The sequence below is a fragment of the Lentzea alba genome (genome assembly GCF_047445655.1).
Lineage (GTDB): Bacteria > Actinomycetota > Actinomycetes > Mycobacteriales > Pseudonocardiaceae > Lentzea > Lentzea alba_A.
The window spans coordinates 96,656-121,112 of record NZ_JAJAEG010000011.1; the positions used below are offsets into that span (position 1 = coordinate 96,656).

The 24,457-nt window shown below is 69.2% G+C and carries 23 protein-coding genes, 3 tRNA genes and 1 pseudogene; 15 read left to right on the forward strand and 12 right to left on the reverse strand.

The genetic code is table 11. The features are described 5' to 3' along the window. The first annotated feature begins 3 nt into the window (after positions 1-3). The gene (locus LFM09_RS19655; RefSeq protein WP_414097942.1) at positions 4-375 is read left to right on the forward strand and encodes a MerR family transcriptional regulator; all 372 of its coding nucleotides are present in this window, start codon (positions 4-6) and stop codon (positions 373-375) included. Between the two features lie 198 nt (positions 376-573). On the opposite strand, the pseudogene LFM09_RS19660 reads toward LFM09_RS19655, so the two are convergent. Continuing rightward, positions 574-1,021: pseudogene (locus tag LFM09_RS19660) on the reverse strand (N-acetyltransferase family protein); the annotation flags it as partial. Positions 1,022-1,098: 77 nt separating this feature from the next. On the opposite strand from LFM09_RS19660, the gene LFM09_RS19665 reads away from it, so the two are divergent. Genes LFM09_RS19665 through LFM09_RS19675 form a run of 3 tightly spaced genes read left to right on the forward strand, consistent with a single transcriptional unit; the run spans position 1,099 to position 3,179 of the window. Then, complete coding sequence (locus LFM09_RS19665; protein WP_414097943.1) at positions 1,099-1,788, forward strand: helix-turn-helix domain-containing protein; 690 nt, start codon at positions 1,099-1,101, stop codon at positions 1,786-1,788. After that, entirely contained in the window at positions 1,781-2,437 is a 657-nt protein-coding gene (locus tag LFM09_RS19670) for an arsenate reductase ArsC (protein ID WP_414097944.1), read from the forward strand. Before LFM09_RS19665 ends, LFM09_RS19670 begins: the two co-directional genes overlap by 8 nt. 28 nt (positions 2,438-2,465) lie before the next feature. After that, the gene (locus LFM09_RS19675) at positions 2,466-3,179 is read left to right on the forward strand and encodes an aquaporin (protein WP_414097945.1); all 714 of its coding nucleotides are present in this window, start codon (positions 2,466-2,468) and stop codon (positions 3,177-3,179) included. Positions 3,180-3,183: 4 nt separating this feature from the next. On the opposite strand, the gene LFM09_RS19680 is transcribed toward LFM09_RS19675, so the two are convergent. Continuing rightward, entirely contained in the window at positions 3,184-3,540 is a 357-nt protein-coding gene (locus tag LFM09_RS19680) for an ArsR/SmtB family transcription factor (protein WP_414097946.1), read from the reverse strand. 79 nt (positions 3,541-3,619) lie between these two features. Here LFM09_RS19680 and arsM point away from each other — a divergent pair, with 79 nt between their 5' ends. Then, positions 3,620-4,513, forward strand: coding sequence for an arsenite methyltransferase (arsM, locus tag LFM09_RS19685; RefSeq protein WP_414097947.1), 894 nt, complete (start codon positions 3,620-3,622; stop codon positions 4,511-4,513). A 410-nt stretch (positions 4,514-4,923) separates the two neighbouring features. Here the strand turns inward: arsM and LFM09_RS19690 are convergent. From LFM09_RS19690 to LFM09_RS19700, 3 genes are all read right to left on the reverse strand, one after another. Next, positions 4,924-4,997 (reverse strand) — tRNA-Lys (locus tag LFM09_RS19690). A 56-nt stretch (positions 4,998-5,053) separates the two neighbouring features. Next, positions 5,054-5,680, reverse strand: a complete 627-nt coding sequence (locus LFM09_RS19695; RefSeq protein ID WP_414097948.1) for a lysoplasmalogenase — start codon at positions 5,678-5,680, stop codon at positions 5,054-5,056. Positions 5,681-5,697: 17 nt separating this feature from the next. Continuing rightward, complete coding sequence (locus tag LFM09_RS19700) at positions 5,698-6,048, reverse strand: VOC family protein (RefSeq protein WP_414097949.1); 351 nt, start codon at positions 6,046-6,048, stop codon at positions 5,698-5,700. Positions 6,049-6,116: 68 nt separating this feature from the next. Here LFM09_RS19700 and LFM09_RS19705 point away from each other — a divergent pair, with 68 nt between their 5' ends. The 3 genes from LFM09_RS19705 (at position 6,117) to LFM09_RS19715 (ending at position 10,711) form a co-directional block, all read left to right on the forward strand. Next, the gene (locus LFM09_RS19705) at positions 6,117-6,833 is read left to right on the forward strand and encodes a GGDEF domain-containing protein (RefSeq protein ID WP_414097950.1); all 717 of its coding nucleotides are present in this window, start codon (positions 6,117-6,119) and stop codon (positions 6,831-6,833) included. Positions 6,834-6,969: 136 nt separating this feature from the next. Continuing rightward, entirely contained in the window at positions 6,970-10,146 is a 3,177-nt protein-coding gene (locus LFM09_RS19710) for a S8 family serine peptidase (protein ID WP_414097951.1), read from the forward strand. A 52-nt stretch (positions 10,147-10,198) separates the two neighbouring features. Beyond that, positions 10,199-10,711, forward strand: coding sequence for a DinB family protein (locus LFM09_RS19715; protein WP_414097952.1), 513 nt, complete (start codon positions 10,199-10,201; stop codon positions 10,709-10,711). Positions 10,712-10,718: 7 nt separating this feature from the next. Here LFM09_RS19715 and LFM09_RS19720 read toward each other — a convergent pair whose 3' ends face one another. Together LFM09_RS19720 and LFM09_RS19725 are read right to left on the reverse strand one after the other, a co-directional pair. Next, positions 10,719-11,735, reverse strand: a complete 1,017-nt coding sequence (locus LFM09_RS19720) for a flavin-containing monooxygenase (RefSeq protein WP_414097953.1) — start codon at positions 11,733-11,735, stop codon at positions 10,719-10,721. A gap of 57 nt (positions 11,736-11,792) precedes the next feature. After that, a complete protein-coding gene (locus LFM09_RS19725) occupies positions 11,793-12,629 on the reverse strand; it encodes a helix-turn-helix domain-containing GNAT family N-acetyltransferase (protein ID WP_414097954.1) in 837 nt (278 codons plus the stop codon). Positions 12,630-12,726: 97 nt separating this feature from the next. Here LFM09_RS19725 and LFM09_RS19730 point away from each other — a divergent pair, with 97 nt between their 5' ends. Both LFM09_RS19730 and LFM09_RS19735 read left to right on the forward strand, forming a co-directional pair. Next, a complete protein-coding gene (locus LFM09_RS19730) occupies positions 12,727-14,061 on the forward strand; it encodes an FAD-dependent oxidoreductase (protein ID WP_414097955.1) in 1,335 nt (444 codons plus the stop codon). Continuing rightward, complete coding sequence (locus LFM09_RS19735) at positions 14,051-15,238, forward strand: MFS transporter (protein ID WP_414097956.1); 1,188 nt, start codon at positions 14,051-14,053, stop codon at positions 15,236-15,238. The genes LFM09_RS19730 and LFM09_RS19735 overlap by 11 nt, the downstream gene beginning before the upstream one ends. Here LFM09_RS19735 and LFM09_RS19740 read toward each other — a convergent pair. Then, positions 15,235-15,636, reverse strand: a complete 402-nt coding sequence (locus LFM09_RS19740) for an arsenate reductase ArsC (protein WP_414097957.1) — start codon at positions 15,634-15,636, stop codon at positions 15,235-15,237. The two genes, LFM09_RS19735 and LFM09_RS19740, sit on opposite strands and share 4 nt — an antisense overlap. Positions 15,637-15,726: 90 nt before the next feature. Between LFM09_RS19740 and LFM09_RS19745 the strand changes: the two genes are divergently transcribed. The 3 genes from LFM09_RS19745 to LFM09_RS19755 are packed head-to-tail and all read left to right on the forward strand — an operon-like array spanning position 15,727 to position 18,073. Continuing rightward, the gene (locus LFM09_RS19745; RefSeq protein ID WP_414097958.1) at positions 15,727-16,044 is read left to right on the forward strand and encodes an ArsR/SmtB family transcription factor; all 318 of its coding nucleotides are present in this window, start codon (positions 15,727-15,729) and stop codon (positions 16,042-16,044) included. 15 nt (positions 16,045-16,059) lie between these two features. Next, the gene (gene arsB, locus LFM09_RS19750) at positions 16,060-17,124 is read left to right on the forward strand and encodes an ACR3 family arsenite efflux transporter (RefSeq protein ID WP_414097959.1); all 1,065 of its coding nucleotides are present in this window, start codon (positions 16,060-16,062) and stop codon (positions 17,122-17,124) included. Further along, positions 17,111-18,073, forward strand: coding sequence for an ArsO family NAD(P)H-dependent flavin-containing monooxygenase (locus tag LFM09_RS19755; protein WP_414097960.1), 963 nt, complete (start codon positions 17,111-17,113; stop codon positions 18,071-18,073). The genes arsB and LFM09_RS19755 overlap by 14 nt, the downstream gene beginning before the upstream one ends. Before the next feature lie 206 nt (positions 18,074-18,279). On the opposite strand, the gene LFM09_RS19760 is transcribed toward LFM09_RS19755, so the two are convergent. Next, positions 18,280-18,353 (reverse strand) — tRNA-Lys (locus tag LFM09_RS19760). Between the two features lie 375 nt (positions 18,354-18,728). On the opposite strand from LFM09_RS19760, the gene LFM09_RS19765 reads away from it, so the two are divergent. Next, positions 18,729-19,772, forward strand: a complete 1,044-nt coding sequence (locus tag LFM09_RS19765; RefSeq protein WP_414097961.1) for a L,D-transpeptidase — start codon at positions 18,729-18,731, stop codon at positions 19,770-19,772. Positions 19,773-19,884: 112 nt separating this feature from the next. Further along, positions 19,885-21,882, forward strand: coding sequence for a PQQ-dependent sugar dehydrogenase (locus tag LFM09_RS19770; protein ID WP_414097962.1), 1,998 nt, complete (start codon positions 19,885-19,887; stop codon positions 21,880-21,882). Position 21,883: 1 nt separating this feature from the next. Here the strand turns inward: LFM09_RS19770 and LFM09_RS19775 are convergent, their stop codons facing one another. The 3 genes from LFM09_RS19775 to orn all read right to left on the reverse strand — a co-directional run bounded on the left by LFM09_RS19775 (position 21,884) and on the right by orn (position 24,391). Continuing rightward, positions 21,884-23,509, reverse strand: a complete 1,626-nt coding sequence (locus tag LFM09_RS19775) for an ABC-F family ATP-binding cassette domain-containing protein (RefSeq protein WP_414097963.1) — start codon at positions 23,507-23,509, stop codon at positions 21,884-21,886. A gap of 137 nt (positions 23,510-23,646) precedes the next feature. Then, positions 23,647-23,719, reverse strand: a tRNA-His gene (locus LFM09_RS19780). 66 nt (positions 23,720-23,785) lie between these two features. Then, positions 23,786-24,391 (reverse strand): oligoribonuclease, encoded by a 606-nt coding sequence (gene orn / locus LFM09_RS19785; protein WP_414097964.1) that lies wholly within the window; start codon positions 24,389-24,391, stop codon positions 23,786-23,788. Positions 24,392-24,457: the final 66 nt, after the last annotated feature.

Below are 24,457 nucleotides of genomic sequence, written 5' to 3' on the forward strand. Positions count from 1 at the left end.
CTCATGACCCACGCCATCGCGCTGACCGTCGGCGACGTCTCCCGCGCCGCGGGGGTCGCCCCGTCGGCCGTCCGGTTCTACGAGAAGCACGGCGTCATCACCGCCACCAGAGGTAACGGCAACCAACGCCTGTTCGACGAGTCCGCGTCGTGCCGCATCAAGGTCGCGAAGCTCGCCCAGCGCGTCGGCCTGACCGTCCGCGAGATCGCCGACCTGTTCGCCGACCTGCCGCCGGCGGTGGGCCAGGAGGACTGGGCCCGCATGGCCGCCGCCCTGCTGGCCGAGTCCGAACGCCGCACCGCGGAACTCCGCGCCTGCCTGGCAGAAATGCAAGCAGGCGGCCCGCTGTGCGAGGTGGTCGACAGGCTGAGCTAGCGCCATCCCCGCCGGAACCACGGGCTGAGCGAGGTGTGGCCGACGGGCGAGAGTCTGAGCGAGCGGTACGGCCAGGCGAACCACGGTCACCCGCAGCCGTGGTCCAGAAAGGACAGTGGGCGGCAGGTAGAGCCAAGCGATGACCGAGGTTCGGGTCTCGGCCGCCAAATGCCTCGTCTGAGTGACGGCGGTGAACATCGCCCGGCGGTTCGTCGCCTGTTTCGCGGTCCACAGGCCGGCTTCGTCGGCGGAGGTGACCAGCTTGTGCAGCAGGGCTTTGCCGAATCTCGGCCGCGGAAGCCGGCAGCGACATAGACCGAGTGCTCGGCAACGCCTGCGTAGCAGTACTGGTGCGGCCGCTGCCCAGCCCGCGATCGCGCCGTCGACTTCGGCGGTCCACCGGTGGTCGCGCAGCCACTTGGCGTCGAGCGCTCTGCGTTGGGGGACTTCGGTTTCGAACATGGCGTCACCGGTGGCGATGCCTTCGGCGTGGATGCGGCGCACGGCGGCCGAGTCGTCGTCGCGCATTGCGCGGACGGGGGAGATTGTCCGGGCAGCACGGGCGGGGCGCGAGGACGCCCATGACGATGTCGGCCGCGTGCGGCAGACCGGTGCAGCACGACGGGTTCACGGTGACGTGAGTGGCAGCACTCTGGCTACCTGGCTCGGCGGTGAGCGAGCGGGAGCTTGACTCAGCGAGATAGCTCAGCAAACATTGACTCAATGAACGTTGAGTGGTCTTCCTCGGTGGTGGCGCGGGCGCGACTGCACGCGGTGCTCGGCGAGCCCGCGCGGCTGGCGATCGTGGACCGCCTGCTGCTCGGTGACGCCTCACCCGGCGAGATCGGCAAAGAGCTGGGCCTGCCGAGCAACCTGCTGGCGCATCACGTGAAGCTGCTCGAACAGGCCGGTGTCGTCGACCGGACTCGTTCTGAGGGCGACCATCGGCGCAGCTATCTGCGGTTGCGGCCGGACATGCTGACTGGTCTGGTGCCCGCCGGTGTCCTGCAGGTGCCGCGGGTGGTGTTCGTGTGCACGCACAACTCGGCTCGCTCGCAGCTGGCCCTCGCGCTGTGGAAACGCCGTAGCCCGGTGCCGGCCGCGTGCGCGGGAACGCAGCCCGCGCAACGTGTTCACCCGCTGGCCGTTGTGGCCGCCAAAGCGCACGGCGTGTCTCTCGCGCGTGCGCGCACGGCGCACGTCAGCGACGTGCTGCGACCGGACGACCTCGTTGTCGCGGTGTGCGACAACGCCCATGAAGAGCTCGCGATGCCGGAGCGGTTGCACTGGTCGGTGCCCGACCCGTCCCGGATCGGGACCGATGAGGCCTTCGACACCGCGTTCCGTGATCTCGCCGACCGGGTCGACCGGCTGGCGCCCGCCGTTCACTTCTCCGGAGAACACGATGCCTGAGCACCACGATCTCGCCAGCCTGACCATCGACCAGCAGCTCGCCCTGCGCACCGCCGCGACTCGCCTGCAGGCGAAGTTCGACGGCGTGTTCGCCCAGGAGACCATCGAGCGGTTCCTGCACACGAGCTTCGACCAGTTCGCTGCACGCAGCACCGTGCCGAACTTCCTGCCGCTGCTCGCTGAGCGGTTCGCCGGGCAGCGGTTGCAGGCGCTGGCGAAGGTCGAGGGACACGTCAACGACGGCAAGCCGATCGTGCTCTTCCTGTGCGTGCACAACGCCGGCCGCAGCCAGATGGCACTCGGCTTCTTCAACCACCTCGCTGAGGATCGGGCTGTCGCGTGGTCGGGTGGGTCGGAGCCGGGCTACGAGATCAACCCTTCCGCGGTCGAAGCCATGCGCGAGCGGGACATCGACATCTCCCGCGAGTTCCCCAAGCCGTGGACCGACGAGATCGTCCGGGCCGCCGACGTCGTGATCACCATGGGCTGCGGCGACGCCTGCCCGGTGTTCCCCGGCAAGCGCTACCTCGACTGGACGCTGGACGACCCCGCCGGTCAAGGTGTCGACGCAGTCCGCCCGATCCGCGACGAGATCGAGCGCAGGGTTCGCGGCCTGCTCGGCGAACTCGGCGTCGAAGCCCGCGTCTGAGCCCGGCAGCGTCTACAAAGGAGTCTCGATGGGGTTGCCCCGCAAGCTGCTGGCCGAGTTCCTCGGCAGCGCGTTGCTCGCCGCGCTGGTGATCGGATCCGGCATCGCCGCCCAGCGGCTCTCACCCGGCGACGTCGGCCTGCAACTGCTGGAGAACGCCGCGGCCACCGCGGCCGGCCTCTACGCGATCATCCTCATCTTCGGGCCGATCAGCGGCGCCCACTTCAACCCCGTCGTCACCTTTGTCGACGCGGCGCTCGGTGGCCTGCCGTGGCGACACGCGCTGGCCTACCTGCCCGCCCAGGTCCTCGGCTGCGTCACCGGCGCGGTACTGGCCAACATCATGTTCGCCGCGCCGGTGGTCAGCATCAGCACCACTGACCGTGCGACGCTCGCGCACGGCGTCGCCGAGGTGGTCGCCACCGTCGGCCTGCTCCTGGTGATCTTCTCGCTCGCCCGCTCCGGACGCGCCGCGACCGCACCGGCGGCGGTGGGCGCCTACATCGGTGCGGCCTACTTCTTCACCAGCTCCACCAGCTTCGCCAACCCGGCCATCACCATCGGCCGCATGTTCAGCGACACCTTCGCCGGCATCGCACCAGCCTCCGTGCCGCTCTACGTCCTCGCCCAGGTGGTCGGCGGCGTGCTCGCCGTGCTGCTGATCCGCGCGCTCTACCCGGCCATGACCGCGCAGGCCGCGGAAGACGTCGTGGTGCCGCACCCGGCGGCCACGCAAAGCTGACAGGTCACGCCACGTCGGCCGGCTGCCGGTTGCCTGCGGAGGACAGGACGGCGGCCAGCCGTGCGGTGGTCTCCGGGCGGAGCCGGTAGTACACCCACGTGCCTCGGCGGTCGGAGTCGACGAGGCCAGCCTGGCGCAGCTGCTTGAGGTGGTGCGAGATCGTCGGCTGCGACAGCTCGAACGCGGGCGTCAGCTCACACACGCAGATCTCGCCGTCCGGGCGCGAGGCGATCATGGACAGCAACCGCAGGCGCACCGGGTCGCCGAGCGCCTTGAACATCGACGCCAGCTCGGCCGCCTGATCCTCCTCGAGTGGCGACTCCGACAGCGGCTCGCAGCAGCCACCCTCTTGCTTCGACATCTTTCAATATTGACTGCTCCGCGTTCCAGGCGCAACATGACATAGACAGACTTCAATACAGCCTGGGGGTGCGCCACCTATGAGTGAGCAGACCGAACTGCGCGAGACCGTCCGTGCCCGCTACGCCGCGGCCGCGACCGCCGTTGTCGAAGGCGGAGGCGGTTGCTGCGGCCCGGCGGCCCGTGAGGTGGACGACACCTTCGGGGCCGCCCTCTACGGCGCGGAGGAGCGCGGCGAGCTGCCCGTCGAGGCGGTCGCCGCGTCCCTCGGGTGCGGCAACCCCATCGCCGTCGCCGAGCTCCGCGAAGGTGAGCGGGTGCTCGACCTCGGCTCCGGCGGCGGCATCGACGTCCTGCTCTCCGCCCGCCGCGTCGGTCCCACCGGCAAGGCCTACGGCCTGGACATGACCGACGAGATGCTCGCCCTCGCCCTGTCCAACGCCGACAAGGCAGGCGCCACCAACGTCGAGTTCCTCAAGGGCAACATCGAAGCCATCCCGTTGCCCGGCAACACCATCGACGTCGTGATCTCCAACTGCGTCATCAACCTCTCCGTCGACAAGCCCGCCGTGTTCGCCGAGACGTTCCGCGTGCTACGACCCGGCGGCCGCATCGGCATCTCCGACGTCGTCGCCGACGATCACCTCACGTCCGCCGAGCGAGCCGAGCGCGGCTCCTACGTCAGCTGCATCGCGGGAGCCCTGACCTTCAGCGAGTACCGCGAGGGCTTGGAGTCCGTCGGCTTCGCCAACGTCGAGATCACACCGACGTTCGAGGCAGCGGACGGCATGCACTCCGCGATCGTCCGGGCGGTGAAGCCCCTCGACATCAACCCCGTCACCGCAGGTGCTTCGCCGCAGGCCGCAGGCTCGTGCTGTGGTGTCAGCGCCTGCTGCACCTCCAGCGAGCAGCCGGTCGACTCGAATCTCACCGTGGCGGAAGCGAAGTCAGCAGCTGGTTGCGGCTGCCAATGAGCACATCCGGCGCCGTGCTCGGTTGGCCGCACACGATTTAGTGCACCTTCGAGCGACACGCAGAGGATGTCAGGGGAGGCGGCCGACACCTCACCGTGAGGTGGCTGCCCAGCGGGTGAGCACTTGGCTCGTTCGGAGTTGGTGAATCCTGCCCGTGGTTCGTGCGCCTGGCTGCGGCACGTCAGCAACCGCCTCGTCGGGATCCCTTCACGGCTGCGTCGCCACCGACACCACCTACGACGAGGCCACCGCCTGGGCCCATCACACAGCGGTACCAGCCGCCTGATCCCTTGATCCCAGGGATGTCGGGCTCGCCAACCATGATCCACAGCGAAGAAACGAAAATTGAATATGAGTGCGGAAAATACAAAGAAGCAGGTAGAGACGAATCTCTACCTGCTTCTTTGGAGTACGCCGCCAGGGACTCGAACCCCGGACCCGCTGATTAAGAGTCAGCTGCTCTAACCAACTGAGCTAGCGGCGCTTGTTTGTGTGCCGGTGTCTTGCTCGTTCCGACGTGAAGAACGTTAGCACACGGGTTCACGCCGTTTCACGCGGGTTACCTTCCCCGCGAAACCCCGTGTGGATCAGCCACTGCGCCGCCGCGTACGTGGGCATCACCCCGGCCGCCGCGACCCGCTTCGCCCGTCCCTTGAGGACGAACCGGCTGGCCCCGAGCAACGCGTCCGACACCGCGAACAGCGCCGCACCACCGAAAACCCGCCGCGCGCCCGCGCCGCGCACAGTGGACGCGGCGGCGACCATCGTCCCGAGCGTGAGCGCGTAAAGCCCCACCGGCCGGCCCATCGGCCCCGCCGCACGAGCAAAAACCACCGCGCCGATCGCCGAAGCTGTGACGATCGGCACCACCGCCCGCCGGGATCCCGGCTGTGACCGCTGGGCCAACGCGGCCGTGTAACCGAGGTGCGCCACCAGAAAACTGAAGAGCCCGGCCCGGAACGCGCGGTCCGAGTCGCCGAGCAGCGCGACGTCTCCCGCCCACGAGCCGGCGAGTCCGACCGCCATGCCGGCGTTCTGAGGTGGACTGGCCACCGCGAGCGCCGGCATCAGCGACGTCTTGGTCACCTTGCGCAGCGCACCGCCGCGCTCGAAAGCCGCCACCGTTGAATCCACCAGCGCGGCGGCCGCGTACACCAGGTTCTTCATCGGCACAGCGTAAGAAGTCACCAGCAAACGAGGCAGAACGGATGCCCGACCGGATCCGCGTAGACGTTGAACACCTCCGTGCCGCCTTCCAGTCGCCGGGCGCCCAGCGCCAGCACCTTCTCGCCCGCCGCAGCGAGGTCGTCGACGCGGACGTCGAAGTGCATCTGCGCCGACTCGGAGGGCCAGCGCGGTGGTTGCCAGGTGTCGACCTTGGCGAACGCCACGCCGGGGCGGTCGGGGGCGTCGCCGATGACGACCCAGCCGGGTTCGTCCTGCACCCGGATCATGCCGAGCAGCTTCTCGTAGAACTCCGCGAGGCCCTGCGGGTCAGGGCAGTCGATCACGAGTCCGTGCCAACGTCCGATCATGGCGGGATCGTGGCACCAGATGCGGACAACTGCCGCCCTGGTTCGAGTGTGGATGGGAACCTGAAGATGTGACGAGTGACAGCGACGTCCCCGAGCACCACAACAAGATCCGGGACACCACGACCCAAGCGATCCTGCAGGCGCGGGACATCCACGGCGACGTGCACATCGTCGTCGGCTCCGGCTCCGGCTCCGGCTCCGGCTCCGGCGCCGGGCCGGGCGGCCTCGACGAAGGTCTGGAGGTGGAGCCGGTTCCGGTGCTCGGTGAGACCGAATGCGTGGAGTTCGTGCGAAACCACCTCGGGGGCGAGGCCGGTGTCGTCACCTACGTCGACGTGGACGGGTTGCTGGGGATCAACCAGGTCTACGGGCGCGGGGCGGGAGATCTCGTGCTGGAGACCTGCGGACGGCTGGTCCGCCAGGTCTGCGACGGCATCGGCGTGGTGTGCCGGCTGCGCGGGGACCAGTACGTGATCGCGGAGGCCGGTGTGAGGCCGGACCTGCATCTGCGGGCGAATCAGGTGCTGGCCGCGATCCGGGCGCACGACTGGTCGACGATCGCGCCCGATCTGCACGTGAGCGTCACCGCCGCTTCGGCCGACCGGGGTTATGGGGAGGACCTGCCCACCCTGATCCTGCGGGCGATCATGGGCGTGCGGATGGCCAAGCGACACGGCAAGAACCGCGCGGGCGTCGCACCGCACTACCTGCCGGAGCTGAAGGGAACACCGGTGGAGCGTTGGGACGCCCGTGTCGAGGAGATGTCGAGGTACCTGTCGGACTGAACGGGGAAGGCCGGATCGGCGGATCGCGCCGTCATTCGGACAGATGCCCCGAAGCAACGCAACGTGGCAACTCTCTGCGGTATCTCTGTCACGGAGGGCGACATCGCTCTCTGACGCCGAACAAGGGGAGTTCGCGTTGAAGAAATCCATTCTCGCTGCTGGGCTCGCGGCTGCCGTGGGTGTCACCACGGCTGTCGTGCCCCCGGCCATGGGGGAGATCACCACCGCGTCGCCGCAGGCCGCGGACGGTCTGACGACAACGGTCACGCTGATCACGGGTGACCTCGTGCACGTCGCGAACGGGGAGGTGCGGACGCACCCCGCCAAGGGGCGTGAGGACGTCCGGTTCCACCACTACACCGATGCGCGGGGCGACCTGCACGTCGTGCCGCTCGACGTCGTGGGGCAGATCTCGGCCGGTGCGCTCGACCAGCGGCTGTTCGACGTCTCGCTGCTCGCGCGGTCCGGGTACGACGACGCGAACCGCGACACGATCCCGTTGATCGTCCAGGGTGGTGCGGGGCTGCGAGCGGACGCGAAGTCGTTGCCCAGCATCAACGCTCACGCCGTGACCGCTGACAAGAAGGGCGGTTTCTGGTCGGCGGCGCGGACCACCGGCGCGGCCAAGGTGTGGCTCGACGGCAAGATCACCGCCACGCTCGACCGCAGCGCCGCGCAGATCGGCGCGCCGAAGGCCTGGGAGCAGGGCTTCACCGGGGCCGGTGCCACGGTCGCCGTGCTCGACACCGGCATCGACGTCACGCACCCCGACCTGCAGGGCAGCGTGGTGGAGGAGAAGAACTTCACGCCGGCCGCGACCACCGACGACAAGCTCGGTCACGGCACCCACGTCGCCGCGACGATCACCGGTGACGGCAAGTACAAGGGCATCGCGCCGGACGCCAAGCTCGTCAACGGCAAGGTGCTCGACGACAACGGCAGCGGCTCCGAGTCCGGCGTGATCGCGGGCATGGAGTGGGCCGCCACCAAGGCCGACGTCGTCAACATGAGCCTCGGCACCAACAGTCCCAGCGACGGCACCGACCTCGTGTCGCAGGCCGTCAACCGGCTCACCGCCGAGCACGGCGCGTTGTTCGTGGTCTCGGCGGGCAACTCCGGCGGCCCGGTCGCCTCGCCCGCGGCCGCCGACTCGGCGCTGACCGTCGGTGCGGTCGAGCGGGACGACCGGCTGGCGAGCTTCTCCAGCCGCGGCCCGCGCGTCGGTGACGGCGCCATCAAGCCGGACATCACCGCGCCCGGTGTGGACATCGTCGCCGCCAAGGCCAAGAACGGCGTCATCGGTACGCCGGTCGGCGAGGGTCACGTGGCCCTGTCCGGCACGTCGATGGCGGCACCGCACGTCGCGGGCGCGGCGGCGATCCTCGCGGCGAAGAACGCGGCGTGGTCCCCGTTGGAGATCAAGACCGCGCTGATGAACACCGCCAAGCCCTTTGCCGACTCCAGCGTCTTCGACCAGGGCGCCGGACGCGTCGACGTGGCCCGCGCGGTCACCTCGAGCCCCGTCGCCACCCCGGCCAGCCTCAGCTTCGGCACGGCCCGCTGGCCGCACGACGACGACCAGCCGATCACGAAGAAGATCACCTACCGCAACACCGGCACCGAGCCGCTCACGCTCGATCTGGCCGTCGCCGAGCAGAAGCCCGCGGCCGCAGGCCTGTTCAGCGTGTCCCCGGCGAAACTGACGGTCCCGGCGGGCGGCACCGCGGAGGCCTCGGTCACCGCGGACACCCGCGTGGCCGGCCCGGACGGTGGCTACGGCGCCGCGATCGTCGCCTCCAACGGCACCCGCGTGCCGATCGGCGTGCACAAGGAGCCGGAGAGCTACGACCTCACGCTCAACTACACCGGTCACGACGGCAAGCCGGGCAACGCGTGGCGCTTCCTGCTGATCGGCATCGACACCCCGGGGTTCCAGAGCGGTGCCGCACCGACCGGCAAGGTGACGCTCCGGTTGCCGAAGGGCCGGTACTTCCTGTCCACGTTCTTCGAGACGGTGACCACCGACCCGAGCACGCCCCCGAAGATCACGGTGGCGTACGAACCGTCCGTCGAGGTCACCGGTGACAAGACCCTCGACCTCGACGCCCGCAACGCTTCCGCACCGTCGATCACCGTCGACCGCGAGGAGGCCGCGCCGGCGAGCGCGTCGCTGAACGTGCGGATGAGCAAGGAGAACTTCGGGTACGGCGGCGGCTGGGGCCTGCGCGACTGGAAGGACTTCTACGTCCACCCCTCCGCCACGTCGGACCCCGGCTTCAGCTGGTCCGCGGGCAGCGTGTTCGCCAAGAAGAACGCCGAGGGCGGCTTCTACGGCAGCCCGTACCAGTTCCACTCGCAGACCGCGGGCGAGGAGAAGATGCCGACCGCGATCAAGCACAGCGACCGCGAACGGGACATGGCCAAGATCGACACCACGCTCAAGGCCCGCATCCCGGGTTCGATCGGCAGCCGCAACAACGGCGTCTCCGGCCCGCTGCCGTTCAAGCTGACCGAGTACTACACGCCCGGTGTGGCGTGGGGCCGCTGGCTGGTCGAACAGACCGACCCGAGCGCGGTGCCGACGATCGTCGACGACGCGAACCCGAACACGTTCCGGCGCGGCGCCAAGGGCACCGAGCAGTGGAACACCGCCGTGTTCGGACCGGCTTTCCCCGCGGTCCCGGCCGAGATGACCGCCGCGTGGGGCGGCAGGCTGGGCGACCAGCTGTTCGTGAACGCGCAGCTGTTCGCCGACGGCACCGGTGAGCACTCGGCGTTCGACTTCGACAGCAGCACCGGCTTCACCAGGCTGAGCGCCAACGGCGAGGTCGTCGCCGAGGCACCGACGCCGGGCAGGATCTTCACCCCGGTGCCGGCGGCCAAGACCACCTACCGGCTGCAGACCGAGGGCAACCGCACCCCGTTGTCGTCGAAGGTGACGGCGGACTGGACCTTCACCTCCGGGACCGTCTCGGGCGACCGCTCGAAGGCCCTGCCGCTGCTCGCGGTCCGGTTCTCGCCGAAGCTCGACGACCGCAACCAGGCGAGGGCGGGCAGCGTGCTCACGGTCCCGGTGACCGTGCAGCGCAACGGCGCCAAGGCCGACGTGACCGACGTCCGCACGCCGCAGGTCGAGGTCTCGTACGACGAGGGCAAGACCTGGCAGCGGGTCGTCGTGTTCAAGGCGGGCAACAGGTGGCTGACCACGCTGGCGCACCCGAAGGACGCGAAGTCCGTGTCGTTCAAGGCGAAGACCGGTGACGCACACGGGACCGTCGACCAGACGGTCCTGCAGGCGTACACGCTGAAGTAGTCGCGGGTGGGGAGAGGTCGCGCGCCGGCCTCTCCCCGCTCACACTGAAGTGGTGGACAAGCAAGCGGTTCATGACGACTACGAGCGAACACGAACGGCGTTCCGGGCGTTGCTCGACGGTGCGGCCGACGAGGAACTGGGTCGCCGCTCGAACGGCACCCGCTGGACCAACCGGCAGCTGCTCTTCCACATGCTGCTCGGGTTTCTGATCATGCGAGCGTTGCTGGCGTTGGCGCGGATCATGGCGCGGCTGCCCGCCGGGGTGGGCCGTGGCTGGGCGAGGTTGCTCAACGCGGGCACGAAACCGTTCGACGCGGTCAACTTCGCGGGCTCCTGGCTCGGCGGCAGCCTGATGCCGCGCCGAGCGATGATCGTCTTGTGTGACCGCACCATCGCCGCGTTGCACCGCCGCCTCGACCGGGAGAACGACATCAGCCTGGCGAAGGGGATGCCCTACCCGACGCGGTGGGACCCGTGCTTCCGCGAGTTCATGACCGCGGCGGACCTGTACCGCTTCCCGGTGCGGCACTTCGACTTCCACCGCGAACAGCTCTCGCTGAACTGATCCGGCGTCACCGGAGCAGCCGGCGCACCACGTGGACTGAGTCACGTCCGACACCCCGCAGGGTCGCGGAGGACAGACTCCGCTGCCATTCGAGCCCGACGAAGCCGAGGCCGCGATGCCGGCGGGAGATGCCGCGGTCGTGGTCCGTGCCCAGGGCGCCCAGGTACGGCAGGTCGGGGCGATAGCCGGTGGCCAGGATGATCGAGTCGACGTGCTCGCGTTGCCCGTCGGGCCAGATCAGCTTCGAGCCCTCCATAGCGGTGAACATCTGCCGGCGGTCCGGGCGGCGTCGGTCGAGCGCGGCGCGGTAGATGCCGGTGTCCAGGACCGGGGTCGTGAGCTCGCCGGGCAGCCACGGGCCGATCGGGAGGCGGTCGAGGCGGGTGCGGTCGAGCCAGAAGTGCAGGTCTCTGCCGAACGGGCGCTGGGCGGTGAACTTCACCGGCTTGCGGGTCGCGAGGGTGACGCGGGCGTGTTCGGCGAGTTCTGCGGCGATCTGGACGGCGGAGTTTCCGGCACCGACCACGACGACGCGCCGGCCCCGGAACGGTTCGGGGCAGTGGTACCGCGCGGCGTGCAGGACAGTGCCGGGGAACGCGTCGAGACCGGGCAGAGCCGGCCGATGCGGGTTGCCGAAGCCTCCGGTGGCGGCGATGACGACCGGCGCGGTGAAGATCTCGCCGTCTGCGGTGGTCACGCGGTATTCGCTGTCGTGCACCACTTCTGTGACGCGACAGCCGGTGCGAACGTCGGCGTTGAGGCGCGCGGCGTAGGTGCGCAGGTAGCTGACGACTTCGTCCCGGTGCGGGTAGCGCTCGGGGTCGCCGGGGAACGGCAGACCGGGGAGAGCGCTGTACCTGGCCGGCGAGAACAAGGTCAGGCTGTCGTAGTAGTGCGGCCAGGAGCCGACCGGTTCGTCGCCGGCTTCGAGGACGAGCGGACGTGAGCCGCGTTCGAGAAGGGCGTGGGCGGTGGCGAGGCCGGACTGGCCGGCGCCGATGACGATGGCGTCGTGGCTGTTCATGGGCACCTCGAAGTAGCCGTCGCCGAGTGCGGCGACGGGTGGGCGGTCGGTCGGGTGTCAGTTGGTGGCGCGGCGTTCGAGGAAGACGGTGTCGCGCCACACACCGTGGTGCTGTGCGATGCGTTCGCGGACGCCGAGGGTGCGGAAGCCGGCGGAGTGGTGCAGGGCGAGGCTTGCGCGGTTCTCGGGGAAGACCGACGTCTGCAACGTCCAGAGGCCGGCGTCATCGGCGGCGTTGACCTGCTTGTGCACCAAGGCTTTGCCGACGCCGCGGCCGCGGAAGTCCGCGCCCACGTAGACAGATGTCTCGGCGACACCGGCGTAGCAGTCCCTGGTGGACACGGCTGTGAGAGCGGCCCAGCCCGCGACCCGGCCGTCGATCTCGGCGATCCACCGATGGTCCGGCAGCCACTTGGCGTCGAGTGCTCTGCGCAGGGGCACTTCGGTTTCGAAGGTGGCGTCGCCGGTGGCGATGCCTTCGGCGTAGATGCGGCGCACGGCGGTCCAGTCGGCGCCTTGCAACGGTCGCACCAGGACGTCCGCTGGGAGGTCGACCGGGCAGCACGGGCGCGGTGCGAGAACACCCATCACGACGTCGGCGGCGTGGGGCAGGCCGGTGCAGCACGACGGGTTCACGCTGACGTGCGTGGCGGTGCCTTCCTTGTGCTGCCGCAGGAAGCCGACCTCGACCAGCTTGCGCACGTGGTGCGAGCAGGTGGACTGGCTGATGCCGAGGAGGTCGGTCAGTTCGCCCACGGTCATCGACCGGCCTGCCGTGGCGACCGCGTGGAGCAAGCGCACGCGGGTCGGTTCGGCGAGGCACGCGAACCACTCCGCGTAGGTCGCGGCGTCGCCCGTGGGCAGCACCGCGGGGGAGGCCGCTGTAGTCGTCATGGCTGAAGTATCGACGCAGATCGATGGTTGCGTCAATCGATCCCGGTCGATACAGTCACGGCGTTGATTCGAAAATCTTCGATGCAAGGGGTGTGCGGTGAGCGAGTTTCCAGTCGTCGTCGTGGTGGGTGCCGGACCTGCGGGTTTGTCCGTGGCGGCGAACCTGGTCGAACGGGGCGAGCAGGTTCTCGTGTTGGAGGCAGGCGACCGTGCCGGTGCGGCCGTGTCGCAGTGGAACCACGTTCGGCTGTTCTCGCAGTGGAGCGAGCTCGTCGACCCGGCTGCCGAGCGCCTGCTGAACGAGGCCGGCTGGGTGCGGCCGGACGGCGACGCCTACCCGAGCGGCGGCGAGTGGGTGGAGAGCTACCTGCGACCGCTCGCCGAGGTGCTGGGCGACCGGGTGCGGTTCGGTGCGCGCGTGGTCGGCGTGGCTCGGCGAGGGCGGGACCGGATCGTGGACGCCGGCCGCGAGGACGAGCCGCTGACCGTGCACGTGCAGACCGCGGCCGGGGAAGAGCGGATCGCGGCGCGTGCGGTGATCGACGCATCTGGCACCTGGGGCTCGCCGAACCCGCTGGGTGGGGACGGACTTCCGGCGGCGGGGGAGAAGGCGGCCGCCGAGAAGATCACCTACCGGGTGCCGGACCTCGTGACCGAGCGCGCTCGCTACGCCGGCAAGCGGATCGCGGTCGCCGGTAGCGGTCACTCCGCGCTGACCGCCTTGGTCGTGCTGGCGGAGCTCGCGGAGGAGGAGCCCGGCACGAAGATCGTGTGGTTGTTGCGCCGCGGTGCCGTCGGCAACGCCTTCGGTGGCGGTGAGGCCGACCAACTGCCGGCGCGCGGCGCGTTGGGACTGCGAGCGCAGAAGGCGGTTGAAGCCGGGCACGTCACCACCGCGACCGGGTTCCGCACCGCAGCGGTCGAACGTGCGGTGGACGGCAGCCTCACGCTGGAGTCGTTCGACGGCCAGCGCGTCGAAGGAGTCGACGAAGTTGTTGTGCTGACGGGATTCCGGCCCGACCTGTCGTGGCTGTCGGAGATCCGGCTCGACCTGGACCCGGTGCTGCAGGCGCCGACGAAGCTCGCGCCGTTGATCGACCCGAACGTCCACTCCTGCGGCACCGTCTACCCGCATGGTGAGACTGAGCTGCGGCACCCCGAGCCGGGTGTTTACCTGGTGGGCATGAAGAGCTACGGCCGTGCGCCGACGTTCCTGTCGTTGACGGGCTACGAGCAGGCGCGGTCGGTCGTGGCCGCGATCGCCGGTGACCACGAGGCGGCCGGGCGGGTGGAGCTCGTGCTGCCGGAGACCGGAGTGTGCGGTGGCGCCGGGGTGTTCGACGCACCGGCAGAGCAGAAGAACGGCGGAGGTTGCTGCGGCTCGCCGGAACACGGTGAGCTGACGATCGGCCTCGCGCCCAGTGCACGCTGACACGACGGCGCGGCCCGGCATTGACGCCGGGCTGCGCCGCGTGCTGATCGTGTTGTGCACCACCGAGATCATCAGCTGGGGCGTGCTGTACTACGCGTTTCCCGTGCTGTTGCCCACGATCAGCGCGCGGACCGGGTGGTCGTTCGCGGCGATCACCGCCGGGTTCTCCGCGAGCCAGATCGTCGCGGGCCTCGTGGGCATCCCGGTGGGCAAGCTGCTCGACCGGCACGGCCCGCGCGCCATCATGACCGCCGGCTCGATCGTCGCCGTGCTCGCGCTCGTCGCGCTGGCGACCGCGGACTCGCTGGCCGGATACACCGCAGCGTGGCTGCTGGCCGGTGTCGCCATGGCAGGAGTCTTCTACGCACCCGCGTTCGCCGCGCTGACCCGCTGGTACGGGCCGCGCCGGGTCACCGCGCTCACCGCCGTCACGCTGATCGCGGGGCTGGCCAGCACCGTGTTCGCGCCGCTGACCGCCGTGCTCAACGACCACCTGGACTGGCGCGGCACGTATCTCGTGCTCGCCGGATTCCTTGCTGTCACGACGATTCCGCTGCACCTGTGGGGTCTGAGGTTGGCGTGGCCGTCGATCGAGCACGAGACCGCGCACGCTCCGTCGGCGGTGGCGCGCAGCAGGCCGTTCCTCGTGCTCGTGGTCGCGATGAGCCTGGCCGCGTTCAGCGTGTACGCCGTCGTGATCAACCTCGTCCCGCTGCTGACCGAACGCGGTATGACCACCTCGGCCGCCGCGATCGCACTCGGCCTGGGCGGGGTCGGCCAGGTGCTCGGCAGGCTCGGCTACGCCAGGCTGTCCGCGAGAACGTCCGTGCGCACCCGCACCCTGCTGGTGCTCCTGCTGAGCGCGGCCGTGACGGTCCTGCTGGGCGTGGTGCCGGGCCCGGCGCTGCTGCTGATCGCCGGTTCGGTGCTCGCGGGTGTCACGCGCGGGATCTTCACGCTGGTGCAGGCGACCGCGATCACCGACCGGTGGGGAGCCGTCCACTACGGACAGCTCAACGGCCTGCTCATCGCGCCGGTCATGCTCACGGCCGCCATCGCGCCGTGGGCGGGTAGTGCGATGGCGGCGTGGCTGGGCGGGTATCCGGCGGTGTTCGTGGTGCTGGGCGCGATCGGGGTGCTGGCGGCCGCGTTGTCGATCGCGAGCGTGCCGCGTTAGCCGAGCAGTTCGGCGACCAGGCCGCGCACCCGGCGGTCGATGTCGTCGCGGATCGGACGGACCGCGTCGATGCCCTGGCCTGCCGGGTCGTCGAGCTGCCAGTCGAGGTAGCGCTTGCCGGGGAACACCGGGCAGGTGTCGCCGCAGCCCATCGTGATCACCACGTCCGACGCCTCGACGTCCTCGGTCGTGAGCTTCGACGGCACCTCGGCGGTGATGTCGAGTCCCCACTCCGCGAGCGCCGCGGCGGCCGCGGGGTTGACCTTCTCCGCGGGTTCGGAACCGGCCGAGCGGACGGCGATGCGTCCCAGGCCGTAGTGCTGCAGGAGTGCCGCGGCCATCTGGGAGCGGCCCGCGTTGTGCACGCAGACGAACAGCACCTCGGGGGTCTTGGGCACGGCGGTTCTCCTCGTTGGACCGGAGCACTTCGATGCAGATCACACCCTCTGTATCGACTTTTGTCAATCCAAGCGGCTATGGTCGTCGCCGTGGACCAGACGCTGCTCGACTCGACGACCGCCGCCCGCCTGTTCAAGGCGCTCGGCGATCCGGTCCGGGTCGAGCTGGTCGGCCTGGTGCGCCGGACCGAGGGGCAGGAGGCGTGCTTCTGCGACCTGGCCGACCAGTTCGACATGCCGCAGTCCTCGCTCAGTCACCACCTCAAGATCCTCGTGCAGGCCGGGGTGCTCAGCCGTGAGCGGCGCGGCACCTGGAGCTGGTACCGCGTCGACAACGCCGCCATCGACGCCCTCGCGGCGGTGCTGGCGCCGGGTGGACCGTTGCGCGACGCCAGTTCCTGCTGCTGACCCCGGGAGAACCTGTTGAGCACCACGGACACTGCTGTGCTGCACCGACTGTCCTTTTTGGATAGATTGTTGCCGGTGTGGATCGGCGTCGCGATGGTCGCCGGCCTGTTGCTCGGCCGGTTCGTCCCCGGACTGCGGGGCGTGCTGGACGCGGTGAAGATCGGTGAGGTGTCGCTGCCGATCGCGCTCGGCCTGCTGCTGATGATGTACCCGGTGCTGGCGAAGGTCCGCTACGACAGGCTCGACACCGTCACCCGCGATCGCCGCACGATGCTGCTCTCCCTGGTGCTGAACTGGGTTCTCGGTCCCGCGCTGATGTTCGCGCTGGCGTGGATCTTCCTGGCGGACCTGCCGGAGTACCGCACCGGCCTGATCATCGTCGGCCTCGCCCGCTGCATCGCCATGGTCATCATCTGGAACGACCTGGCGTGCGGCGACCGCGAGGCCGCCGCGGTGCTGGTGGCGCTGAACTCGGTGTTCCAGGTCGTCATGTTCGGCGTGCTCGGCTGGTTCTACCTCGAACTGCTGCCCGGCTGGCTCGGCCTCGACGCCGCCGCGGTCGACTTCTCCGCTTGGGAGATCGCGAAGTCCGTGCTCGTCTTCCTCGGCATCCCTCTGCTGGCCGGGTTTCTGAGCCGCAGGCTGGGAGAGCGGTCGCGCGGACGTGACTGGTACGAGTCGAGGTTCCTGCCGCGCGTCGGCCCGATCGCGTTGTACGGCCTGCTGTTCACGATCGTCATCCTGTTCGCGCTGCAGGGTGACAACATCACGAACCGCCCGCTCGACGTCGCCCGCATCGCGCTGCCGCTGCTGGTCTACTTCGCGATCATGTGGGCCGGTTCGTACGCGCTCGGCAAGGCCTCCGGCCTGTCCTACGAGCGGACGACGACGCTGGCGTTCACCGCCGCGGGCAACAACTTCGAGCTGGCCATCGCCGTCGCGATCGGCGTGTTCGGGGTGACCTCCGGCCAGGCTCTGGCCGGCGTGGTCGGGCCGCTGATCGAGGTGCCCGTGCTCGTGGCGCTGGTCTACGTCAGCCTCTGGCTGCGGCGCCGATGGGTGGCCCGTGCTCAGGTCTGACGTCGTGGTGCTCGGCGGCGGCCAGGCAGGGCTGGCCGCCGCCTTCTACCTGCGCCGCGCCGGGATCGACCACGTGGTGCTGGACGCGCAACCCGTGCCGGGCGGGGCGTGGCCGCTCACGTGGGACTCGCTGCGCCTGTTCTCCGTCGCCCGCCACAGCTCGCTGCCGGGCTGGCCGATGCCGGCCTTTCCGGACGGCTACCCGACCGCCCAACACGTCGTCGACTACCTCACCGCCTACGAGAAGCGCTACGACATCCCCGTTCAGCGACCCGTCCACGTGTCCTCGGTGACTCGCGACGGTGACCGGCTGTTGGTGCACACCGACGCCGGAACCTGGACGGCACGGCACGTCATCAGCGCGACCGGCACCTGGTGGCGACCGTTCCGGCCACTGATGGACCTGCCGGGGCGCCAGCTGCACGTAGTCGACTACCGCGACCCCCTCGAATTCGCCGGGCAGAAGGTCGTGGTGGTCGGCGGCGGCAACTCCGGCGCCCAGATCGCGGCCGACCTCGTGCCGCACACCGAACTGACCTGGATGACCCGCCGTCCGCCGCGGTACATGCCGGACGAGATCGACGGCAAAGCCCTGTTCGACATCGCCACCCGGCACGGCAGCGTCAGCGGCCTCGGCGACATCGTGGCCGTGCCACCGGTCCGCGAAGCCCGCGACAACGGACTGCTCGTCGCGGCCCCGATGGACTTCGAAGCCCTGTCCGGCGCCGATGTCGTCGTGTGGTGCACCGGCTTCCGGCCCGCCCTGAGCCACCTGGCCCCGTTGCGACTGCGCGACGTCGACGGCCGGGTCGCCGTCGACGGCACGACCGCTGTTGAAGAGCCGCGCCTGCACCTGCTCGGCTACGGCGGCTGGACCGGACCCGCCTCAGCGACGCTCATCGGCGTCGGCCCGACCGCGAAGGCGACGGTCGCGAAGATCAGTTCCTGATCCGGCCACTCACCCGAGCGATGTGGGTCTCGGCGTGCAGGAGGTCGGCGGACGATCGCCACCCCTAGGCGCTGCGGCCGGCCTCCGTCAACCGGTGCAGCTCGCGGAGCACGCCGGCCACGCGACGCCAGTCGGCTCCCAAAAGACACCGAGAAATGAAAAAAGGCTCGTGCTCTTTACGAGCACAAGCCTTCCTTCATTTCGAGTACGCCGCCAGGGACTCGAACCCCGGACCCGCTGATTAAGAGTCAGCTGCTCTAACCAACTGAGCTAGCGGCGCTTGTTTGTGTTGCCGGATGTCTTGCTCGTTCCGACGGGAAGAACGTTAGCACAGCGCCAACGCGTGATCCCAATCGGCTGGTCAGGCCAGGTTTGGGGGTGCATCGGCTGCGTAACGATCCGGCCACTTGAGCAACTTCGGCGCATCCCGTGGCGTCACCTTGACGGGGGACGCCAAAACGACTTCGTGCAGGCAGTCTCGGGAGTGGGCGACAAGTAGATCGGATGAACGTCGATGGGGATGTGGGGCAGGCGCGGTCGTGCCACGGTCGCAGCGGGGCTCGCTGTGATTCTGATCGCAGGGTGCTCGGGGGCGGACGCGGGGACATCTGACGCAGGGGGCTCGTCTTCGAGTGCTCCGCCGCCGCCCAAGCCGGTGACGCTCACGCTGGCGCTCAACGACGGGCAGGGGGATGTTTCGCCTGGTCTGCCGGTCATCGCCACGGCGGCGGACGGCAAGCTCACCGAGGTCGCGCTGACGAACGCCGAGGGCAAGGTCGTCGAGGGCAAGCTCAACGAGGAGAAGACCCAGTGGAACAACACCGAGCCCCTCGGGTACTCCAAGACGTACAAGCTGAGCGCCACGGCGGTCGGTGAGGACGGCAAGTCGCAGACGAAGGTGTCGTCGTTCACCACGGTGAAGCCGCGGACGCTCACCTACGTGTCGACGAACCCCATGGACGGCACCACGATCGGTGTCGGGCAGCCGCTGGCGTTCTACTTCGACGAGCCGGTGACGGACAAGGTCGCGGCCGAGCAGATGCTGCAGATCACCACCGAGCCCAAGGTCGAGGGCGCTTTCTACTGGTTCAACAAGAAGGAAGTGCACTGGCGGCCGCAGAACTTCTGGGCGCCCGGCACGAAGATCACGATGCACATCAAGGTCTACGGCAAGCACGTCGGTGACGGCATCTACGGCCAGGAAGACCGTGTGATCAACACCACCGTCGGCGACTCGATGATCTACGAGGCCGACGGGCAGTCGCACCAGGTCGTCGTCAAGAAGAACGGTCAGGTCATCCGCACGATGCCGACCTCGATGGGCAAGCCCGCGGACGCCACCCCCACCGGCACGTACGTGCTGATGGAGAAGCACGACCACATGATCATGGACTCGACCACGTACGGCCTGGCGCTGGAGAACGGCGGCTACCGCACCCCGGTCGACTGGGCGTACCGGATGTCCAACAGCGGCATCTTCTTCCACGGCGCGCCGTGGTCGATCGGTGACCAGGGCCGGCGCAACGTGAGCCACGGCTGCCTCAACCTGTCGCCGGAGAACGCCAAGTGGGTCTTCGACAACAGCAAGCAGGGCGATGTCGTCGTCGTGACGAACTCCGGTGGCCCCGCCCTCGAGTCGTGGGACGGCTTCGGCGACTGGCAGGTCCCCTGGGAGACCTGGGTCAAGGGCAACCGCTAGACACGCCTGAAGGGCCGCGCACGAGGTGCGCGGCCCTTTTTGGTGCGCCCTGGCCTCCTGAAAACGTTTGTGGAAAGCTGTCACCGCCGCCCGCACCTACCTGGGAGGCACTGTGGCTTCACCGCTGCGAAGACTGCTCGTGCTGGCTGTAGCAACAACACTCGTGGCAGTGGCGGCACCGCCCGCACAGGCCGACGACGTGCTCATCTCACTCGGCGGCAAAGCGACGGCGTCGAGCGAGAGCAACGCCCGCCACGTCGCCACGAAGGCAACGGATCTCGACCGCCGCACCACCTGGCGCAGCGAGGGCGGTGACCGGCAGTGGATCGCGGTCGACCTCGGTTCGATGTCCACCGTCAACCGGGTCGTCCTGCGCTGGGGTGCGTTGTGCGCCAGGAAGTTCTCCGTCCAGACGTCGCCGGAAGGCGTGTACTGGCGCGACATGTACAGCACGGAGAAAGGCCGCGGCGGGGACGACAACATCGAGTTCACCGGCTTCGGCCGCTGGGTTCGGGTCTCGCTGACCAAGCCGTGCTTCCGGAACTACGAGCTCAGGGAGTTCGAGGTCCACGGCACGCCCGGCGTCGTCGACACGGCACCGCCCGGCGCGCCAGGAACGTTGTCCGTCAAGAGCTTCACGGCCACCTCGGTGAACCTGCAGTGGGGACCGGCCAGCGACAACGTGGCCGTCGCGAACTACGAGATCTACCAGTCCGGCCAATACGTGAAAACGGTCGCGGGCGACGCGCTCTCCAACAACGTCACGCGCCTCACCCCGAACACCACGTATTCCTTCTACGTCAACGCGAAGGACGCCGCGGGCAACATCTCGCAGGCCAGCAACTCGATCACGGTCACCACGCCGGCGGCCGTCGTCGACAACGAGCCGCCGACCACGCCCTACAACGCGATCGTCCAGAAGGTCGGCGCCAACAGCGTTTCCCTCGCCTGGGGAGCGTCGACCGACAACGTCGCGGTCGCGAGCTACGCGGTCTTCTCGAACGGCGTCCAGGTCGGCACGACGATCGGCCAGCAGACGACGATCGCCGGCCTGAAGCAGGACACGGCCTACGAGTTCACCGTCAAGGCCATCGACACCTCCGGCAAGAGCTCCGCGTTCACCGCGCCGATCAAGGCCAGCACCCGCAAGGGGCAGGACGCCGTCGGCGAGGTCACGAAGATCACCGACGACACCGATGTGCCGTGGGGTCTTGAGTTCCTCCGCGACGGCACGGCGTTCTACGCGCAACGCGACACCGGCGACATCATCCGCATCGCGCCCGACGGCACCAAGACCGTCGCCGGCCGCGTCCCGAACGTCGTCAGCACCGACGGCGAGGGCGGCCTCCTCGGCGTCGAGCACAAGGACGGCTGGCTCTACGCGTACCACACCAGCCCGACCGACAACCGGCTCGTGAGGTTCAAGCTCGTCGACGGAAAGCTCGGCCAGCACGAGGTTCTGCTCACCGGCGCCCCGCGCAACAAGTTCCACAACGGCGGCCGGCTGCGGTTCGGCCCGGACGGCAAGCTCTACATCGCCACCGGCGACGGCCAGGTCGCGGCCACCGCACAGGACCTGAACTCGTTGGGCGGCAAGGTGTTGCGCGTCAACCCCGACGGCAGCGTGCCGCGCGACAACCCGTTCCCCGGCAAGTACGTCTACAGCTACGGCCACCGCAACGTGCAGGGCCTGGCCTTCGACTCGCGCGGCCGGCTCTGGGAGGCCGAGTTCGGCAACTCGGTGATGGACGAGATCAACCTGATCAAGCCCGGCGGCAACTACGGCTGGCCCGCCTGCGAGGGCACGTCCGGTGAGTGCGGCGAACCGTCGTTCGTCGCGCCGAAGCACACCTGGCCGGTGTCCCAAGCCTCGCCGAGCGGACTGACCGTTGTGGACGACGTGTTGTACCTGGCGGCGTTGCGCGGTCAGCGGCTCTACCGGATCCCGATCGGCGGTGAGCCGCAGGTCTTCTTCGAGGGTGCTTACGGTCGCATCAGGACGGTCGAGAAGACGCCCAGCGGCGACCTCTGGCTGACGACGTCCAACGGCGACAAGGACTCCATCCCCAACAACAGCAACACCCAGATCTACAAGGTGTCCCTGAACTAGCTCAGGAAACCGTCACCTGGCCACCGGAAACGGCCAGGTGACGGTTCACCTGCACCGCCTCCAGCATCCGGCGGTCGTGCGTGACCAGCAGCAACGTGCCGGGGTAGTTCTCCAGCGCCGACTCCAGCTGCTCGATCGCGGCCAGGTCGAGGTGGTTCGTCGGCTCGTCCAGCACCAGCAGGTTCACCCCGCGGCCCTGCAGCAGCGCCAGCGCGGCCCGCGTCCGTTCGCCGGGCGACAACGACGCCGCCGGCCGCAGCACGTGCGCCGCCTTCAGGCCGAACTTCGCCAGCAACGTGCGCACGTCGGCGGGTGTCATCTCCGGCACGGCTGCCTCGAACGCCTCCACCAGCGGCAGGTCGCCCAGGAACAGCCCGCGTGCCTGGTCCACCTCGCCCACGACGACGCCCGAGCCCAGCGTCGCGTAGCCCGAGGTCAGCTCTGCCCTTCCGAGCAGGGCCGCCAGCAGCGTCGACTTGCCCGCGCCGTTCGCGCCGGTGATCGCGACCCGGTCCGCCCAGTCGATCTGCAGGTCCACCGGGCCCAGAGTGAAGTCCCCGCGAGCCACCACGGCGGCGCGCAGCGAGGCCACGACCGCGCCGGAACGGGGTGCGGCGGCGATCTCCATCCGCAGCTCCCACTCCTTGCGGGGCTCCTCGACGGCGTCCAGGCGTTCGATCATGCGGTCGGTCTGGCGGGCCTTCGAGGCCTGCTTCTCGGTGGCGTCGGCGCGGAACTTGCGGGCGTTCTTGTCGTTGTCGCCGGCCTTGCGCCGGGCGTTCTTCACGCCCTTCTCCATCCACGCGCGCTGCATGCGGGCGCGCTCCTCCAGCGACTCCTTCTTGGAGGCGAACTCCTCGTAGTCCTCGCGGGCGTGCCGGCGGGAGCGGGCGCGTTCTTCGAGGTACGACTCGTAGCCGCCGCCGAACAGCCGGACCTGGTTCTGGTGCAGGTCTAGCTCCAGGACGCTGGTCACCGTGCGGGCCAGGAACTCGCGGTCGTGCGACACCACCACGGTGCCCGCGCGCAGGCCCGTGACGAACTTCTCCAGCCGCTCCAGGCCGTCGAGGTCCAGGTCGTTGGTCGGCTCGTCCAGCAGGAAGATGTCGTAGCGGCTGAGCAGCAACGACGCCATGCCAGCCCGGGCCGCCTGACCACCGGACAGCGACGTCATCAACGCGTCCAGGCCGACGGTCAGCCCGAGGTCGGCGATGACCTCCAGCGACCGTTCCTCCAGGTCAGCGCCACCCAACGCGAGCCACTGGTCCAGCGCCTCGGAGTACCCCTCGTCGTTGCCGGCGGTCAGCGCCTCGGTGGCGGCGTCCAGCGCGGCCTGAGCGGCGGCGACACCGGTGCGGCGGGCCAGGAAGTCCCGCACGGTCTCGCCTTCGAGACGTTCCGGCTCCTGAGCGAGGTGCCCCACGTTCGCGGACGGCGGGCTCAACGACACGCGACCCTGCTCAGCGGGGATCAGCCCGGCCAGCGTCTTCAGAAGCGTCGACTTGCCCGCGCCGTTCACGCCCACGAGCCCGATGACGTCGCCGGGGGCGACCACGAGATCGAGCCCGGAGAAGAGGACACGATCACCGTGACCTGCGGCGAGGTCCTTGGCGACGAGCGTGGTCATAAGAGGGTGCTCCGGCAGGAATGGGATGGGGGTCCGGGGGCTTGCCCCCCGGCGTGGGGTCTGGGGGCTCGGCCCCCAGAAAAAACAACGAAGCCTGGCTATGTTTGCGCTTTTTGCAAACATAGCCAGGCTGTCAGGGTGAGTGACGGGACTTGAACCCGCGACACCTGGGATCACAACCCAGTGCTCTGCCAGCTGAGCTACACCCACCATCACCGGTCGTTGACCGGCAGAGGAAGCATAGCAATGGCATCCACCGATATTGAAATCAGGGGGTCATTCGGCGTTCTTCAGCAGCTCAGCGGCCACGGCCTGGGCCTGCTCGGTCGACGGACCGGGCTGCGGCACGAACGCCGTGCGCCGGTAGTACGCGAGCTCCCGGATCGACTCGATGATGTCCGCGAGCGCCCGGTGGGCGAGGCCCTTGCCCGGCTGCGCGTAGTAGATCCGCGGGTACCAGCGCCGGCACAGCTCCTTGATCGACGACACGTCGACCATCCGGTAGTGCAGGTGCGCGTCCAGCGCGGGCATGTCGCGGGCGATGAAGCCGCGGTCGGTGGCGATGGAGTTGCCGGCCAGCGGCGCGGTCCTGGGATCCGGGACCCACTCCTTGATGTACGCCAGCACGGCCGCCTCGGCCTCTTCCAACGAGACCGCGGAGGCGCGCACCTCTTCTGTCAGCCCCGACTTGGCGTGCATCTCCATGACGACTTCCGGCATCGAGGCGAGCACGTCGTCGGAGGCGTGGATCACGATGTCCACACCCTCGCCGAGCACGTTCAGCTCGGCGTCCGTGACCAGTGCCGCGATCTCGATCAGAGCGTCCTTGCCCAAGTCGAGTCCGGTCATCTCGCAGTCGATCCACACCAGACGATCCATCACGCCCCGAACATTACTGCGCGATGCCTCAACTTCGAGTGGCGGCGTGCAGCAACCTGGTTACGCTCC

Coding starts and splice junctions, on each gene's coding strand:
- LFM09_RS19720 (WP_414097953.1), bottom strand. CDS start 11,735: ATGAACAGCCACGACGCCATCGTCATCGGCGCCGGCCAGTCCGGCCTC.
- LFM09_RS19680 (WP_414097946.1), bottom strand. CDS start 3,540: ATGTCGAAGCAAGAGGGTGGCTGCTGCGAGCCGCTGTCGGAGTCGCCA.
- LFM09_RS19675 (WP_414097945.1), top strand. CDS start 2,466: ATGGGGTTGCCCCGCAAGCTGCTGGCCGAGTTCCTCGGCAGCGCGTTG.
- LFM09_RS19775 (WP_414097963.1), bottom strand. CDS start 23,509: ATGACCACGCTCGTCGCCAAGGACCTCGCCGCAGGTCACGGTGATCGT.
- LFM09_RS19665 (WP_414097943.1), top strand. CDS start 1,099: ATGAACGTTGAGTGGTCTTCCTCGGTGGTGGCGCGGGCGCGACTGCAC.
- LFM09_RS19670 (WP_414097944.1), top strand. CDS start 1,781: ATGCCTGAGCACCACGATCTCGCCAGCCTGACCATCGACCAGCAGCTC.
- LFM09_RS19725 (WP_414097954.1), bottom strand. CDS start 12,629: ATGACGACTACAGCGGCCTCCCCCGCGGTGCTGCCCACGGGCGACGCC.
- arsM (WP_414097947.1), top strand. CDS start 3,620: ATGAGTGAGCAGACCGAACTGCGCGAGACCGTCCGTGCCCGCTACGCC.
- LFM09_RS19655 (WP_414097942.1), top strand. CDS start 4: ATGACCCACGCCATCGCGCTGACCGTCGGCGACGTCTCCCGCGCCGCG.
- LFM09_RS19695 (WP_414097948.1), bottom strand. CDS start 5,680: ATGAAGAACCTGGTGTACGCGGCCGCCGCGCTGGTGGATTCAACGGTG.
- LFM09_RS19700 (WP_414097949.1), bottom strand. CDS start 6,048: ATGATCGGACGTTGGCACGGACTCGTGATCGACTGCCCTGACCCGCAG.